12 protein-coding genes are annotated in these 16,426 nt (G+C 55.8%); 9 read left to right on the top strand and 3 right to left on the bottom strand.

The features are described from left to right. Positions 1-10: 10 nt before the first annotated feature. The gene (locus AUC45_RS07455; protein ID WP_067600546.1) at positions 11-1,507 is read right to left on the bottom strand and encodes a YifB family Mg chelatase-like AAA ATPase; all 1,497 of its coding nucleotides are present in this window, start codon (positions 1,505-1,507) and stop codon (positions 11-13) included. A gap of 186 nt (positions 1,508-1,693) precedes the next feature. On the opposite strand from AUC45_RS07455, the gene AUC45_RS07450 reads away from it, so the two are divergent. The 6 genes from AUC45_RS07450 to yihA all read left to right on the top strand — a co-directional run bounded on the left by AUC45_RS07450 (position 1,694) and on the right by yihA (position 6,185). Then, positions 1,694-2,650: a hypothetical protein gene (locus tag AUC45_RS07450; RefSeq protein WP_067600544.1), complete on the top strand. Its 957-nt coding sequence runs from the start codon at positions 1,694-1,696 to the stop codon at positions 2,648-2,650. 158 nt (positions 2,651-2,808) lie between these two features. After that, the gene (gene rpmH, locus AUC45_RS15530; RefSeq protein ID WP_082701027.1) at positions 2,809-2,943 is read left to right on the top strand and encodes a 50S ribosomal protein L34; all 135 of its coding nucleotides are present in this window, start codon (positions 2,809-2,811) and stop codon (positions 2,941-2,943) included. A gap of 126 nt (positions 2,944-3,069) precedes the next feature. After that, complete coding sequence (gene rnpA / locus AUC45_RS07445) at positions 3,070-3,450, top strand: ribonuclease P protein component (protein ID WP_067600541.1); 381 nt, start codon at positions 3,070-3,072, stop codon at positions 3,448-3,450. Further along, the gene (gene yidD, locus AUC45_RS15525; RefSeq protein ID WP_082701026.1) at positions 3,447-3,656 is read left to right on the top strand and encodes a membrane protein insertion efficiency factor YidD; all 210 of its coding nucleotides are present in this window, start codon (positions 3,447-3,449) and stop codon (positions 3,654-3,656) included. The genes rnpA and yidD overlap by 4 nt, the downstream gene beginning before the upstream one ends. A gap of 70 nt (positions 3,657-3,726) precedes the next feature. Further along, the gene (yidC, locus tag AUC45_RS07440; RefSeq protein ID WP_067600538.1) at positions 3,727-5,502 is read left to right on the top strand and encodes a membrane protein insertase YidC; all 1,776 of its coding nucleotides are present in this window, start codon (positions 3,727-3,729) and stop codon (positions 5,500-5,502) included. Beyond that, the gene (gene yihA / locus AUC45_RS07435; protein WP_369815225.1) at positions 5,499-6,185 is read left to right on the top strand and encodes a ribosome biogenesis GTP-binding protein YihA/YsxC; all 687 of its coding nucleotides are present in this window, start codon (positions 5,499-5,501) and stop codon (positions 6,183-6,185) included. Before yidC ends, yihA begins: the two co-directional genes overlap by 4 nt. Here yihA and AUC45_RS07430 read toward each other — a convergent pair. Beyond that, a complete protein-coding gene (locus tag AUC45_RS07430) occupies positions 6,182-6,883 on the bottom strand; it encodes a queuosine precursor transporter (RefSeq protein WP_067600535.1) in 702 nt (233 codons plus the stop codon). The genes yihA and AUC45_RS07430 overlap by 4 nt on opposite strands. 165 nt (positions 6,884-7,048) lie before the next feature. Here AUC45_RS07430 and AUC45_RS07425 point away from each other — a divergent pair, with 165 nt between their 5' ends. The 3 genes from AUC45_RS07425 to AUC45_RS07415 all read left to right on the top strand — a co-directional run bounded on the left by AUC45_RS07425 (position 7,049) and on the right by AUC45_RS07415 (position 13,227). Further along, complete coding sequence (locus AUC45_RS07425) at positions 7,049-8,302, top strand: NupC/NupG family nucleoside CNT transporter (RefSeq protein WP_067600532.1); 1,254 nt, start codon at positions 7,049-7,051, stop codon at positions 8,300-8,302. Positions 8,303-8,356: 54 nt separating this feature from the next. Beyond that, positions 8,357-9,301 carry an isopenicillin N synthase family oxygenase gene (locus AUC45_RS07420; RefSeq protein WP_067600529.1) on the top strand — a complete coding sequence of 315 codons (945 nt, stop codon included), beginning with the start codon at positions 8,357-8,359 and terminating at the stop codon, positions 9,299-9,301. A gap of 356 nt (positions 9,302-9,657) precedes the next feature. Continuing rightward, a complete protein-coding gene (locus tag AUC45_RS07415) occupies positions 9,658-13,227 on the top strand; it encodes a TonB-dependent receptor (protein WP_067600526.1) in 3,570 nt (1,189 codons plus the stop codon). A 117-nt stretch (positions 13,228-13,344) separates the two neighbouring features. Here the strand turns inward: AUC45_RS07415 and AUC45_RS07410 are convergent, their stop codons facing one another. Beyond that, entirely contained in the window at positions 13,345-16,248 is a 2,904-nt protein-coding gene (locus tag AUC45_RS07410; RefSeq protein WP_233998813.1) for an ATP-binding protein, read from the bottom strand. Positions 16,249-16,426: the final 178 nt, after the last annotated feature.

Here is a 16,426-nt window from a genome sequence, read left to right as displayed (position 1 = left end):
ACTGCGCCGACTAGCGCACCATTGATTGCTGGCGATAACTGAGAGCCTCGGCAATATGGGCGCGACCTATTTGCTGAGCGCCTGAAAGATCGGCAATTGTTCGTGCTACCCGAAGCATTCGCGTGTAGCCGCGCGCTGAGAGGCGCAACTTCTCTGCGGCTCTCATGAGAAGAGCTCTACCCTCATCATCGGGCACGGCATGCTCCTCCAAAACGTCGCCTTCCAGTTCAGCATTTGATCGCACACCGCGTTTTGTCGCTCGCGATCGCGCAGCTGCAACGCGCTGCGCCACTTCATCACTCCCCTCGGCAGGCGGCGGCATTGATAGGTCTATTGCGCTGACGGCTGCGACTTCGACATGGCAGTCGATCCGGTCGAGCAATGGCCCGGAAAGCCGCCCTTGATACTCGCCGACACAGCGCGGATGGCGCGAGCATATGCGCTCAGCTTCGCCCGCATGGCCACAGCGGCATGGGTTCATCGCTGCGATCAGTTGGACCCGTGCGGGGAACGTCACATGCGCATTGGCTCGCGCAACATCGACTTGGCCGGTTTCGAGCGGCTGGCGAAGCGAGTCCAGCACAGGACGTTGAAATTCCGGCAATTCATCAAGGAACAATACACCAAGATGCGCGAGGCTTACTTCGCCGGGTCGGACTTTGAGACCGCCACCCGTAAGCGCTGCCATACTTGCAGAATGATGCGGTGCACGAAACGGGCGCGCGCGGCTGATCGTGCCTGCCTCCAATGTACCTGCAACCGATTGGACCATCGACACTTCCAATGCTTCGGTCGGAGTAAGCTCTGGCAAAATGCCCGGGAGGCAGGACGCCAGCAGGCTTTTTCCCGATCCCGGCGGTCCGGTCATCAATAGGTTGTGCCCGCCAGCAGCCGCAATTTCCAAGGCGCGCTTGGCTGTTTCCTGACCCTTCACCTGTTTAAGGTCTGCTGTCACAGCCGCATTGGCGACCTTCCCGCGTTGAGGATCGGGCAAGAATGTATCGCCTTTGAGATGCGCGAGGAGGCTGGACAGATCACGCGGCGCGAGCAACGGAACTCCGCTCGCCCATTTCGCCTCCGATCCCTGATCAAACGGGCAGATTAGCCCGCGTTCCGCTTCGCTCGCATGAAGCGCCGCGATCAAAACGCCGGGCGATGCAACCACGCGGCCATCCAAAGCCAGTTCTCCAACCGCGAGCCAATCGCCCAATTGCTCTGCATCAGTGACGCCCATCGCTCCAAGTAGCGCCAACGCAATCGGCAGATCGTAATGCGATCCATCTTTGGGCAAGTCAGCGGGAGACAGATTCACCGTGATACGCTTTGGAGGGAGTGCGAGACCCATGGCTGACAGTGCCGCCTGCACTCGCTCACGGCTTTCGCTTACCGCTTTATCCGGCAGGCCTACGATAGAGAAACGTGGCATCCCGGGCGCAACCTGGCATTGGACCTCAACCCGGCGCGCTTCCAGGCCCAGATACGCCACCGTCTCGACCAGTGCGACCACTTGCGATTAACCCCCTTTGACAGCCCCTCCGGCTCCTTAGGCGTTTGTGCCGGCAATCAGCGGTTAAGATCATGTTATCAGACGTGGCTAGGCGATCCTTGAAGGCCGCCTACGCACGATATCTCAATACAATCGCAAGCATAAAAATTCGCTCTTCCTAAAAGGGCCATTGGGCATTGGGGCCCAATGAAACGTCTTACGACTCTGCTCTTGATGATGCTGGCGCTTGCAGTGCCAAGTCTCGCATCAGCCGGATCTGGTCTAGCGGGAAGCCGCACGGTCAGCACCGAACGCTGGGTCGAGGAATGGGATCATGCCACGCAAAGCTGGGTGAGGGTCACTGATGATGATGCGGCTGCGTGGCTCGATCAGGTCGCGATGCATACCGCGCATACAACCAAGACGACACACAGCGTCAACGGGATCGTGACGACGCTTACCACCACTCTGGTGCGCGAGCCCGCGCGATATCAGACACCACTGGCAAGCCGGGACGTGTCAAAGGCGCTTGCAAGTTATGGTCCGTTCTTGGTGCTTGATGATCGGCGCGCGGCAATCGTTGGTGCCACCGATGCCGCAGCCCCTTTGCACTTTGATGCAATGCTGCGCGATTTTCCCGAACTCGGCCGGCTCGACATGATCGAAGCACCGGGAACAAGCCATGACATTGCCAATCTGGAGCTTGGCCGCCGCATTCGTGATGCCGGGCTTGCCACTCACGTCCCTGCTGGCGGATCCGTGCGTTCTGGCGCGGTAGAGTTATTCCTCGCGGGCGCAAAACGTACAATGGATGACCGCGCGGAATTTGCTGTCCATTCCTGGCGCGATATCTATGGCCGCGAGCCCCACGATTTTCCCGAGGATGCTCCGGAAAACCGCCTTTACCTCGACTACTATGAAGAGATGGGCATGAGCGAGGGCCGTGCCCGCGACTTTTACGCGATGACCAATTCGGTGCCGCATCATGGCGCGCTATGGCTTAATGGCGGTCAGATGCGAGAATGGGTTCGCGACAACAAGGAACAGCGAAAGTTGGATCGACTTGCTGGCGAGCCTATAGACATTGTCGTGCCCGACATGACAATTGAGAGGGTTGATGTGCAGTTGAGCGCGAGCCAGATTGCGGAGTTTGCTTTGCTGTGAGGCCAAGTGTCTGCTTGACTCATACGTCGCCATCCCATAACTGCGCGCGCCTGATTGAATCGTTTGGCGGCTCTGCGCCGCGCGATTATTTTTCCCGATGTTGAGACCCGGCAAGTGTTTTGGCGGCCACGACATCAGCTAGATTATTCGAGGTCGAAATGAAGCGGACTTTCCAGCCCAGCAATCTTGTGCGCAAGCGTCGCCATGGTTTCTTCGCACGCAAAGCCACTGTCGGTGGTCGTAAACTGCTGCGCGCACGTCGCCGCCGCGGTCGCAAGAAACTGACGGCTTAATTTTTTGAGCACCCTGTCAGGGGTGCGAAATTCTCGCTCTTGCTGCCTAAAGGCCGCATCGGTGTGAGCGCCCGGTAGGGCTTGCAGGCTCCCTTAGGGAGCCTGTTTGTTGTAGTGCGACTATTGATGACCCTTTCCGTTCTTACCAAGCGCTCCGATTTTCTTGCTGCCAATAAAGGCTTGCGCAACGCGCGGCCTGGCTTTGTGCTGCTGACACGGCCCAATGGTGATGAGGGCATGCGGTATGGCATCACTGTAACGAAGAAGATCGGTAATGCTATCGTGCGCAATCGCATGAAGCGGCGCTTTCGTGAGCTCTTGCGCGCAGCTCTGCCGGACAGGGGGCTCGACAATCACGATCATGTTTTGATCGGCCGGGCAGGCGGTGTGGAACGTGATTTTTCGCGCATGGCCGAGGAATTGGACGCAGCACTCACCCGAGCAGCTGAAGGGAAAGGCGATAGCGCTCGCAGACCCCGCAGAGGCAACAGAGCCGCTCGAAAATGAAGCAAGTCCTGATCTGGATCGCTCGCGGATGGCAGCTTGGGCCCTCCCGCATTCTACCACCGACTTGCCGCTTTGCTCCCTCTTGTAGCGAATATGCAATCCAAGCATTGCAAAAGCACGGTGCGATCAAGGGTGGATGGCTGGCGGCAAAGCGTATAGGGCGCTGTCACCCATGGGGGGGCAGTGGCCATGATCCGGTTCCTTGAGAGGACTGGAAATGGCAACTGTCATACTTACATAACACACTTAATCGTCACCAGATAACGAGCTTACGTCTTGGACAATCAACGCAATCTTATTCTCGCCGTCGTGCTTTCCGGCCTGCTTATTCTCGGCTGGGATCTGGGCATGCGGTTCCTTTATCCAGAGGCATCGGTGACGGCGTCTGTTACCGGCACTGGCGAAGAAGAAGCGCCTGCCACCGCGACTGCCAGCGGCGCGCCAGTAGATCTTGGCGCGGATGTCGCGCCGCACGGTCCATTGGAGCTTGGCGCAGCGCTTGGCACCGCAGATCGCGTGCGTATTGATGCACCGCGCGTCCGAGGTTCGATCAACCTTATTGGCGCGCGTATCGATGATGTGGTACTGAATGACTACAACCAGACAGTCGATAAAACGTCCGGAAACGTGCAGCTGTTCGCCCCGGCGCGCACGGGTGACCAGTACTTTGCCGAGTTCGGATTTATCGTGGAGGGCAAGCGCCTGCCGAGCAGCACCAAATGGGTCGCTGATGGCGATATCCTGTCGCCTGAAACTCCGGTGACGCTGACGCATTCCGCCGAAAACGGCATCACGTATTCGATCACCTATACAATCGATGATCAGTTCATGATCAATGCGGTGCAGAAGGTTGAGAATACCGGCGAAGGCGCGGCGATTGTTCAACCATTTGCTCTTCTTGATCGCTCAATTACCAATGCCTCGCCTGATGAATGGCTTGTCCATGCTGGGCCAATCGGCTCGTTCGACGGGACGATTGATGAAGATTATGGCTATGATGATCTGCCTACCGATGCCAGAAATCCTTATCGGCCCGAAGGCGCGGTGGATTGGATCGGCTTTACTGATCGGTATTGGCTTTCCGCTCTTATTCCAGAAACGGGCGCTGCAGAGCCTGCTTTCCGCCGCCTAAGCAATGGCCTTTACCGCGCCGATATCAGCTATGCACCGGTTACCGTTGCCGCAGGCGATACGCTGACCCAATCGACCAAGCTGTTTGCCGGTGCGAAGGAAAGCGCTGTTCTTGATGCCTATGCTGAAACAGATGGCATCGCGCAGTTTGATCTGGCGATTTCGTGGGGTTGGTTCTGGTTCCTTGAAAAGCCGATGCTCTGGCTTTTGAAAACGATATTCGGGCTGATCGGCAATTTCGGCGTCGCGATTATCGCGCTCACATTTGTTATCCGCGGCCTGCTCTTCCCCATCGCGCAAAAACAGTTTGCATCAATGGCGCAGATGAAAGCCGTCCAGCCGAAAATGAAGCAAATTCAAGAGCGATTTAAGGACGACAAACAGCAGCAACAGCAAGAGATCATGAAGCTGTATAAGGATGAAGGCGTCAATCCGCTCGCCGGATGTCTGCCGCTTCTCATTCAGATCCCGATCTTCTTTGCCCTCTATAAAGTTCTGATCCTCGCGATTGAGATGCGGCATGAAGAATTCATCCCCTTCTGGATCAAAGATCTTTCCGCGCCCGATCCGTGGACGATCCTGAACCTGTTCGGTCTGCTGCCGTTTGAGGTTCCTGGCTTCCTCGGTATCGGCGTTCTGGCGGTCTTGCTTGGTGTGACCATGTGGCTAACGTTCAAACTGAATCCATCGACGATGGATCCGATGCAGCAGCAGATTTTCAACATCATGCCGTGGGTTTTGATGTTTGTGATGGCGCCATTCGCGGCCGGTCTCCTGCTTTACTGGGTAACGTCCAACGTGCTCACCCTTGCTCAACAAACCTACCTTTATTCGCGCCATCCGCAGCTGAAAGCGGCGGCGGAAAAGGAGAAAGCGGAAAAGGCTAAGGAAAAAGCAGCCGAAGCGGACAGCAAGGCTTGAACGCGAGCTTACCCTCTATTGAAGAGCGCGAACAACAGCTGCGTGAAAAAGCTGCATCCCGACTGTTCTCAGGCCGGGTAGACTTCCTGCTGTCTGCCCCACAGCTAAAATTCCTTCCCGACCCAACGGTGCCCGAGATTGCATTCTGCGGTCGGTCGAATGTCGGTAAATCCTCGCTCCTTAATGCGCTCACTGGTCGCAAGGCAATTGCACGCGCATCTGTGACACCGGGCCGAACCCAGGAGCTAAATTTCTTCGAAGTGGGCGAACCGACACAATTCAGACTTGTCGACATGCCGGGATATGGCTTTGCCAAAGCGCCTGTCAAAATCGTTGAACGGTGGAAGAGCCTTGTCAAAAGTTACCTCCGCGGCCGGCAGGTTCTCGCGCGTAATCTGGTGCTGGTCGATAGCAGGCATGGACTGAAGGATGTCGACCGCGACATGATGAAAATGCTCGACGAGGCAGCTGTCGGATATCGCGTCGTGCTGACAAAGACCGACAAGATCAAAGCATCAGATCTTACGAAAACCGCGCAAAAAGTAGCCGATGAAATCCGCAAACGGCCCGCCGCCTATCCCGAATTACATCTCACAAGCGCAGAAAAAGGAATGGGTATCGAAGCGCTAAGAGCAGCTGTTGTCGCTGATGCTTTGGGTGAGGGTTGGTTCGCTGCGAGCTAATCGCGGCCATCCAGCCAGGTCGCCGCGCGCACCCCGAAGGTAATGAGAAATGGCACCAGTATGACACTCAGTGTCACCTTCGCCAAAACTTGCCCAATGAGCAGGTTGGTGATGTCAAATTCGCCGTAAAAAGCGAGTGTGATGAAGATGACGGAATCGAGCGCCTGGCTAAGAGCAGATGCGATGGCGCCTCGCGCCATCAGTCCAAATGTGGTTGCTTCACCGCTTCCGCGCAGCCGGTTGAAGATCCAGATGTTGAGCAGCAGCGACGTAATATAGGCTGCAGGGCCAGCCATCAAAATGCGCGGTGTCTGGCCGAGAACGCGTTCGAACGCAGATAAGTCCTCCCCTCGAAACTCAGTCATTTCCGGAGAGGGCGGGAGGCTCAGCACGAGATAGATCAGCGCGGCTGAAAGTAGCAGCGGAACAAATCCCCACCACACCAGCTTTTGCGCCATGGCCTTGCCGTAAAGCTGCGAGATGGTGCTTGAGATCACAACGAGCAGCAGGAACGGGAAAATTCCCGCTTCAACCGCCAGTTGGCTGGGCCACAATTGCACCTGTTTGAATGCGACGACGCCCGCCAGCACTGTCATCCCGCCATACAGGATCAAAAAGGCAAATAGTCCGGTTGGCATTGTGGTCCCCGCCGAATTGGCAGCGGGCGCGGTTGTAGGCTTGGCAGCAGCTTCGTTCATACCGCCATGGTTAGGCAGGGCGGTATAAAAAGAAAAGCCAGCCCGATTTGAGCTGTGGACTGACTAGGGCGCAAACCCATTGCGCTCGCGTTCGCAAAATGCCAACCGTATCGGTCACGGGATCAACTTTCGGGGGCGCCGCCGGACGAGCGGCGAAACACAACCATCTCACCCTATATCTATAGTATTGCCGGGATCATCGCGATCCTTGCCATCGCCTTTCTCTTGTCATCAGGAAAGCGCAACATCAATTTGCGTGTTGTTGGGGCGGCCTTCGCCCTTCAGGCAGTTATGGCAGTACTCGTGCTCAGGACCGATTTCGGCGTGACGGTTATCAAATTCCTGTCTGACGGGGTCATCGCTTTGCTCAGCTATTCGGTGCAGGGGATTGAGACCTTGTTTGGGCCGATGGGTCAAAACCCTTTTGCCAACACGTTCCTTATTGCGGCGCTGCCGGTGATCGTATTTTTCGCGGCGCTGGTGTCTATCCTCTACTATCTCGGCATCATGCAGCGACTGGTTCGCTGGCTGGGGGGTGCGATTGGATGGGTAACTGGCATCAGCAAGGTTGAGGCATTGGGTAGTGCAGCCAACATCTTTGTCGGCCAATCAGAAAGTCCTCTCGTAGTTCGGCCCTACCTCGCCGCCCTGCCGCCGTCGCGTTTATTTACATTGATGTGCGTCGGAATGGCGGGCGTGGCAGGGACGATCCTTGCCGCCTATGCCTCGTTCCTTGGGGATGACGCGGTGCCATACCTGCTCGCCGCTGCCTTTATGTCGGCACCGGGCGGTATCTTGATGGCCAAGATCATCATGCCGGATGACCCCGAAGAAGCCGCGGCTCACGACAAAGAGCTCTCGAATGTTACCGTCTCAGAAACATTCGAAGAGGGCGAAAAGCCCGCCAATATCATTGAAGCTGCCGCGCAAGGAACAACTACCGGCGTCAAGCTGGCCGTTGCCGTTGGCGCTATGGTGATGGTGTTTGTCGCGCTCGTCGCGTTGGCGAACGGTATGCTGAGCGGGATCGGTGGCTGGTTTGGCTATCCCGATATCTCGTTCCAGCAATTACTCGGATACGTCTTTGCCCCAGTCATGTTTCTTATCGGAATTTCGGACTGGGACCAGGCGCAGATTGCAGGTGGATTGTTCGGTACCAAGATTGTGCTCAACGAATTTGTGGCCTTCATTGAATTGGGTGCAGTTGAGGGGCTGACCGAACGTAGCCGCTCGATTGTAACCTTTGCGCTCTGCGGATTTGCGAATTTCTCATCCATCGCAATCCAGATGGCGGTGACTGGTGGCCTTGCACCCAATCAAAGGCCCGTGATCGCTCGGCTTGGGCTTAAGGCGCTAGCTGCAGGAAGTCTCGCCAATTTGATGAGCGCGGCGCTAGCGAGCCTGTTCCTGCCCCTTTGATCGCCCTTCGCGATACCGATGGAAAATCCCCGATCGACGGATTAGATAGACATCATGACACAGACCGCAGATATCAATATCGCCAGCGTATCGCTGGCGCAGCCGCTCGAAGAGATCGCCGACGAGCTGGGCCGCAGCTTTGCCGAATTCGGTTTTGCAGTGGTTCGCGATCATGGCATTTCGCAAGAGCTGATTGACCGGGCAGAGGCCAACTCGAAGAAGTTCTTTGCGCTGCCGCCGGAAGTTAAGCAATCGTACAAATTGGACGGTGGCGGCGGTGCGCGCGGGTACACTCCGTTTGGAACGGAAAAGGCGAAGGACGCGTCGGTTTTCGACCTAAAAGAATTTTGGCATGTCGGGCGCGATTTGCCGAAGGGTCACGCCCTAAGCGAGTTTATGGCGCCCAATGTGTGGCCTGACGAGATCGACACATTCGAACCAGTATTCCGCGAGCTGTACGCGGCATTTGAAAATGCAGGCCTGCGTGTTCTCGAAGCGATTGCGCTTCACCTTGATCTCCCGCGCGATTTCTTCGCGGCAACGGTAGAAGACGGCAATTCGGTCATGCGCCTCCTTCATTATCCACCGCTTGGCCCAGATGCGCCTGAAGGTGCCATCAGAGCTGCTGCGCACGGCGATATCAACACGATTACTCTATTGCTGGGTGCGGAGGAGGCAGGTCTCGAACTGCTCACCAAGGCCGGTGAATGGCATGCGGTCGACGTCCCTGAGGGCGCCCTCGTCATCAATGTCGGCGACATGTTGGAGCGGCTCACCAATGGTAGGCTTGTTTCCACCACGCATCGCGTCGTCAATCCGAAAGGACCAGCAGCGCAAAGATCGCGTTATTCAATGCCGTTTTTTCTGCATTTCAGGCCCGATTATGTAATTGAACCGCTTGCAAACTGCACTGGCGGGGATTGCTGGGAAACGCCGCCCGAGGCGATTAGTTCGCACGATTTCCTCATGCAAAGACTGCGCGAGATTAATCTCGCCTAACGACATCGAATCGCGTGAGCATTAACGGGCCGACCCTAAGAACAACTGCGCTAGAAAAGCGTCAATTTTTCGGGCAAAATCGGCCTGCCCACGATTTAGAACGCTCTATCGAGACAGGCTAAGAAATCGGGCAAAAATCGTCAGTTCGTGGCGCACTTGCAACACAAGCCCATTTCCCCACGGGAATCCTAGGCTTAGCCTGTGGATGGATTGATTTCGCTTGGCTTTGTGCCTCCGGCCCAGGCTTCATGTCACACGATTGTCACAAAACAGTCGCTTTTCCGAAGCGGAGCGCTCCTAGGGGGAGCCGCGTCAAACACACAAATTCCTTCTCCAATGTGTTCAGGGGCTAAACCATGAAACTCAAATATCTTTTGGCAGCGAGCGTCGTTTCTCTCTCTGCCGCAACCATCGTCGCGGCACCAGCTGCTGCTCAGCAGATTACATCGGGCGTCGAAGGCGAGGTTACCGACGCATCTGGTGCGCCGATCGCCAACGCGACCGCGACCGTTACCGACACGCGTACTGGCGCCACTCGCACGCAAACAACCGGCGCAGACGGCAACTTCCGTATCCAGTCTCTGCAACCTGGCGGCCCCTACACCGTCACCGTGACGGCGCCCGGATTTGAAGGTCAGACCATCGAAGAGGTCTACACCAACATCTCGGGCAACATTGGTTTCAACTTCTTGCTCGAAGAGAGCACGACTGGCAACACCATTATCGTGACCGGCGCCCGCGCTCGCGCAACACAGGTTGCAGTCGGCCCTGGTAGCGCATTCGATACGCAAACGCTTGAAGCGTTCCCGTCGATCACGCGCGACGTTCGCGACATCATCCGCATCGACCCACGCGTCAGCCTTGAGCAGAACAACGACGTTGATCGTATTTCCTGCCTCGGCGGAAACGACCGGACAAACACCTTCACGGTTGACGGCATCGTTCAGTCGGACACGTTTGGCCTTAACGGCACGCCATTCGCAGCGCGTAACTCGCTCCCGCTTCCGTTCGATGTCATTGATCAAATCTCGGTTGAGTTTGCACCGTTCGACGTTGAGTATTCGGAATTCACTGGCTGTCTCGTCAATACCGTCACCAAAGCCGGGTCGAATGAATTCCATGGCTCGGCCTTCTTCACCTATTTTGACAGCGGCCTGTTTGCCAACAATCTCGATGGGCAAGAGCTCTCGGCCAACGAAGAAAAGCGCTGGGGTGTTACCCTGAACGGTCCGATCATCCCAGATCGTCTTTTCTTCTCGTTCGGTTATGAAGAAGCTGACTTGACTCAAGGCAACAATTTCGGCCCTGCAGGCGGTGGTTTTACAAATGAATCCAACGCAATCAGCCAGGCACAGTTCGATCGGTTCGCGCAGATTGCAAATGATGTCTACGGTCAAGATGTTGGGGGATACCCAACATCGCTTCCTGAAGGAAACGTGCGTTACTTCGGCCGTCTCGACGCAGTTATCAACGAAGATCATCGTATCGAGGCAACTTATCAGCGCCTTGAAGAGACCAACGTTGAATCTGACGGTGGTGGTCTGGGACCTCTCATCACTGGCCTCAATTCATTTGAAGACGAAGGCACTGCGTCCGATTATTACTCTGTACGTCTCTATTCACAGTGGAGCGACAGCATTTCGACGGAGCTTCGTGTAAGCCGCTCCGAAGTCGGTGATATTCAAGGCCCGGTCGGTTTCGGGGAAGCACAGTCAGACAATCCGACACCGCGCCTTGTAGTTGGTGTCGCACCAGACGGCACTCCAACGTCTGACGGTGGTGTGACGAACCAAAACGGCGCTTTGTCGACCGGCCCACAAATCTTCCGTTCAGCAAACCAACTCGATCAGAAGATCGATCAGGCTCGTTTCCAGCTAAACTATGATGCGGGCGGTGGTCACTTCCTGAAGTTTGGCGCAGAGATCAATGATCTCGAAGTCTTTAACCTGTTTGCGATCAACGCAACCGGCACGATCTACTTCGATGGCCTTGATAATTTTGCAGCTGGTATCGTTGCCCCTGGTACTGAATCAGGTGTCTTCCAAGACGTAGATGATCTCGTAGGCGGAGGTGATGTCGGTGGCGCGACCATTCGATCCAGTATCGACGGTGATATTAATAACGCGGCTGCTCGTTTCAGCCGTCGCATCTACTCAGTGTACGCACAGGACGAATGGCAAGCTACCGATCAACTCGCGATCAACGCAGGTGTCCGTGTGCAGCTATATGATGGTGGTGCACCACGCGCCAACCCGAACTTTTTCGACCGATATGGTTTCACTAACAGGGTTTCATTCGGTCAGCTTGGCCCGGTTGTTTTGCCACGCCTGTCGGCTACCTATGAGTTCGACAATGATGGCTTCTTCTCGAACAGTCGTTTGACAGGCGGTGTCGGCATCTTCTCTGGTGGTGATCCGGTTGTCTATTTTTCTAACGCCTTCTCAAATGACGGATTTGCTAGCGCAGATGGCGATACCTTCGATGCGGAATGCGCTGGATTTGCCAATCCTGATGGCACTTTCGATGTCCTGCAAGGCGGTCAGTTTGCAGGCTTCCCGCAGTGTGCCGTCGAAGCAGCGGCCAATGTTGCAGGCAGCGGTGGCTTTGACGTCCAATCGACCGATCCGGATTTCGATGTCCCAACCGTGACCCGCGCAAGTCTCGCATTCCAGACCACTTTCGGTACCGAAAGTGGGTTTTTCAGTGATTGGCAGTTGCAGCTCGACTACATTTACTCGCGCTTCAACAACAACATTAACTTTGTCGATCTTAGCCAAGCTCCGGATGTTCGTACGAATGGCGGCTTCACGGTCGACGGACGTCCGATCTATCAGGCTGTCGATGCAACCGCTACTGGCTGCAACGCTGTGCTTCAGGGCACTGGCGGAACGCCTCCAGTCTACACGGGGCTTACGGCGGAATGCTTTAACACTCGCAGGGATGACAACATTCAGCTCACCAATGGTCGTAGCTCAGATTCGCATTCTGCTTCGATCATTCTGAGTAAGGATTTCCAAAGCGGACTGTTAACTAGCGGTGGTTCGACGAGGGTACAGTTTGGCTATGCCTTCACCGACTCGAACAATGCGCGCAACAATCAATCGTCTACGGCGACGTCCTCCTTCGACGTGACCGCAGCGTTTGACCGTCAAGATCCCGTTGTGTCGACAGCGACCACTGAGACCCGCCATAACTTTACCGCTGCGGTGAACTTCCGCGAGCAGTTCTTTGACGGATACGATACCAACCTTGGTATTTTCTTCCGAGCCCGTGAAGGTCGCCCTTACAGCCTCACCTTCGACGGTGGTGGTGTATTTGCCGATTCCGCATCGGGCAGTGATAACGCGCTGTTCTATATCCCGACGGGCGTCAATGATGCGAACTTGTCCGACTTTAGCGGACTAGGCTTCAGCGCGACGCAGGTTGCTGCACTGCAAGCTGCACAGGACGAGGCGGTCCAAGCGACAGTCGATTACCTGGCAAATAGTGCGGTTGGAGATGAATGTAGCTTCAATCCTGGTGAAACTATTCGTCGCAACACTTGTCGTAACGATTGGCATGTCGATATGGACTTGCGCATCAGTCAGGAAATCCCATTCATCGGCAGTTTGACTGGGATTGCTGACGATCGGATTGAAGTGTTTGCTGACTTTGCAAACTTCCTCAATCTACTTGATAGCGGAGCCAACCTCCTGCGTTCGCGTGGTGGTTTTAATGGTTTGGTCGATATCGCCGATGCGGGGATTGAAATCCTCAATCCGGATGACCTTGTCCCTGGTGACGACATTGATGACACCATTGAAGTTAACGGCGTTGATCCGCAGGGGCGCTATGTAATCGGCGGTTTTAATCCTGATGACCAAACTACCATCGCGATCAATCCGTCTGCATGGCGTATTCAGGTAGGCGTTCGCTACGAGTTCTAACTCGTCGGTTAGCTTCTGATGGAACGAGCGGCGGGGCCTTTGTGGCTCCGCCGTTTGTTTTTGTGCTGGGTATCTAGGTCGCCGGCGGCAAATCTAGAGAGGTTCAGCAAGCTAGAGTTATGGCTCGCCACCTTCCGCGCGCTGTTGGGCGGTCGACCCTTCTTCACTGCCCGCGATCGCTAAAAGCTCGGATGCCAGTGCTTGTTGGATTTTGGGATCAAGGTTCAATCTGAGCGAATTTTCAAACGACGAAGCATGGTCGCCCAGTTCGGGCTCACCGAACATCGCTGCAGTCCCGGCAAGTTTGTGGACCAGCCGTGCCAGTTCCTCGCGTGCCTCGGCAGCGGCCATGTCACCTTGCAGGAGGCCTTCGTCTATTGCACCGCGTACGGCTTCCACCGCTTCCTTGCGCCGCGTCTGCCAGCGTTTGAGTAGCGCTGGAGAATGTGTCTGCGGCTCACCTGACGATGCGCGATCTGCTTTGTTCTCAGGACGCGAGGCATGAAGCAAATCGATCACTTCTGAGTGATCGGGGCCAGACGCTTCGACTTCGACACCTCCGCCCGGTTCCACAATCTTGGTTGGCAACCAGCGCTGGAGGACGCGCGCCAGATCGGCGAAAACCATCGGCTTTGCCAAATGCGCCTGCATACCCGCCTGCTTTGCAGCGGCGACGTCTTCGGGAAACGCGTTCGCGGTCAGCGCGACGATCGGCAATTGTTCAGCGGTGATTCCCTCGGCTCGAATGGCGCGCGTTGCTTCATAGCCATCACAGCCTGGCATTTGCATGTCCATCAGGACCAAGTCATAGGGCGATCCGCGCATAATGCTGTCCATCACCATCGAGATCGCTTCATTGCCATCGTGCGCAACAGCAACGCTTTGTCCGCAACGCTCCAGCATTTCACGCGCTAGCATTCGATTCACGTCGTGATCTTCTGCAAGAAGGATGCGCGCTTCTTCAGGCATTTCGTGGAAGATATCGGGCTCTCGCGCAGGCTCAGGTTCGCCAGACGGGGCGACGGTGATGGCTGGCAGAGTAAGTGTGAACTGAGAGCCTTCGCCCTCTTTGCTCGAAACTTCAATATCTCCGCCCAGTAGCTCTGCTAGCTGGCGGCTTATCGTCAAGCCAAGGCCTGTACCGCCATATCGTCTGGCGGTATCTCCTTCGGCCTGGGTGAAGGGGTTGAAAATCGTCGCGAGACGGTCTTTCGGGATGCCAATGCCCGTATCTGCAACCATGATGGCGAATTCATTTTCGTTTTGGCTAAAGCTGACGGTGATACGCCCTGTTTCGGTGAACTTCACCGCATTTCCGATTAGGTTGAGGATGATTTGCCGCAGCCGCAAGGCATCTGTCACCACCCAAGGTGTCTTGTTTGAAGCGTGTGTAGTGCCAGCTTCGGCGGTTTGACCCGCGTGCAGATTTTCCGGTGCCTCGTATACGAGTTCGAGCCCTTTCTTCTCGGCATTGGGTTGATGCAGCATGGCGCATTCGGCGAGCGTCGCATCGAGATCTACCGGCGTGTTGTCGATTGCAATCTGGCCCGCCTCAATCCGCGATAGATCAAGGACGTCGTTCAAGAGCATCATCATGGAACGGCCCGATTGGACGATCATCTGCGCCTGACGTTTCTGATCTTCGTCCAATTCGGATTGGAGCAGCAATTCGGCAAATCCTAAAACGCCGTTCATCGGCGTGCGGATCTCGTGGCTCATATTGGCTAGAAACTCGGACTTGGCCCGCGCTCCGTTTTCGGCATGGCGCCTTGCACGGGTCAACAGCAGCTCGAGTTCAACTCGCTCCGTGACATCGCGAGCGGCGACGACAATGCCTTTCTCCGCACCACCTTCGTTGTCGACGACACTGCAACTGGCCTCGATAAAAACTGGAGTATCATCTTCGCTATCAAGGAAACGACGATATGTGATCCGCTCCCTTTCCGAAGCACCAGAGGTCAGTTGGTCGTACACCCAGAGGATTTGCTCGCGCGCGTCTTCATGAACGCCGACGGTGAAATGCGCGCCAACCACATTGGCAGGGTCCTTGCCCATCACCGACTGTACTGAAGGAGAGGCATAGATGCACACGCCGTTGAGGTCATAATGAAGAACGGCATCGGAGATGTTGTTCGCAAGAATTGCGAGCTGTTGCCTTCCATTTTTAACGACATCCATAATCCGCTTGCGACCGGCTAATGCTGCCGCAACGGGCAAACCTATAAGGAAATTGGCCGCGATAAAGGCTTGGAGCAGGTGGTTGCGAACCGCCTGCGAAGAGCTTGCTTCGAATAGCGGGCCAATACCGCTTGACGTTATCAGCGCGGCCATTGCTGAAAGGCCGGCAAGGAAGAGAGCGGTACCAAGCGATCCAAGCCGAAATGCATGCAACAAAGTTATCGGTGGGATTAAAAACAGCAATGCTGCGCTCGCTTGGGCAAAAACCAGATAGCTGGCGATTAATCCCAGCGACAGTAGAGCAAGCCACTCAGCAAAGCTCCACGCTTCGAGATTCCCTCTATCCCGACACAAATCGGCGAGCAGCAAGAGAGCGGGAACCAGCAGAGTTATCCCAAGGCCGTGCGCGAGATACCAATTGCTCACCTGTTCAACGAGCGAAGTACCCGCCAACCCCAAATCCAGCGCCATTGCATTTAGAGCAATCGCGCCGGAGACGAGCGGCGCGACAAGTGCTCCAAACAAGACGACGAATCCAAGGTGATTTATGTTCGTCATAGAGGGCTGCGGTCCGCAGTAACGGCGCACAAGCGCGACCATGACTGCAACTTCGGCCATGTTTGCAAGGCCAAAAAGCGCAGAGGTGAAGTGACTTAAGCCCGAGGCCAGATCAGCGCAATAAATCCCGAACGCCAAAGCGCCAAAAAAAGGTAACTCATTCTTGAGCGGTATTCTCAATAGGAAGGCGGCAGCGCAGGCTGGCGGCAACCACACGGTTGCGAGCGAACCGTCGCCAAATCGCGAAAGGCCTAAAGAGAGGGAAGCGAGCACGAAGCTCGCCATCGCGCAGACGAGCGAAATTAGTACGCTGCGCAGGTCAATCGGCTCGAGCCCGATAAAAAGCCGGGAAGCAATCGAGCGTGGTCCGGAGGCCGGTAATCCAACCGCTCCAGTTTCCACACCACCTCCAGTATTGCTGCCGCTCAATTCGGGCCCAGCATGCATCGCACCCGGATAGCGG

It is taken from the genome of Erythrobacter sp. YT30 (genome assembly GCF_001542875.1).
Taxonomy (GTDB): Bacteria; Pseudomonadota; Alphaproteobacteria; order Sphingomonadales; family Sphingomonadaceae; genus Erythrobacter.
Note: the sequence above shows the minus strand (reverse complement) of the source record. Positions and strands in the feature narration are given on the sequence as shown.

Excerpts from the sequence above, each read along its gene's own strand:
- AUC45_RS07430 (WP_067600535.1), bottom strand. The coding sequence starts at position 6,883 with ATGAACGAAGCTGCTGCCAAGCCTACAACCGCGCCCGCTGCCAATTCG.
- AUC45_RS07415 (WP_067600526.1), top strand. The coding sequence starts at position 9,658 with ATGAAACTCAAATATCTTTTGGCAGCGAGCGTCGTTTCTCTCTCTGCC.
- yidD (WP_082701026.1), top strand. The coding sequence starts at position 3,447 with ATGAAGCAAGTCCTGATCTGGATCGCTCGCGGATGGCAGCTTGGGCCC.
- rpmH (WP_082701027.1), top strand. The coding sequence starts at position 2,809 with ATGAAGCGGACTTTCCAGCCCAGCAATCTTGTGCGCAAGCGTCGCCAT.
- AUC45_RS07420 (WP_067600529.1), top strand. The coding sequence starts at position 8,357 with ATGACACAGACCGCAGATATCAATATCGCCAGCGTATCGCTGGCGCAG.
- AUC45_RS07410 (WP_233998813.1), bottom strand. The coding sequence starts at position 16,248 with ATGGCGAGCTTCGTGCTCGCTTCCCTCTCTTTAGGCCTTTCGCGATTT.
- AUC45_RS07450 (WP_067600544.1), top strand. The coding sequence starts at position 1,694 with ATGAAACGTCTTACGACTCTGCTCTTGATGATGCTGGCGCTTGCAGTG.
- rnpA (WP_067600541.1), top strand. The coding sequence starts at position 3,070 with ATGACCCTTTCCGTTCTTACCAAGCGCTCCGATTTTCTTGCTGCCAAT.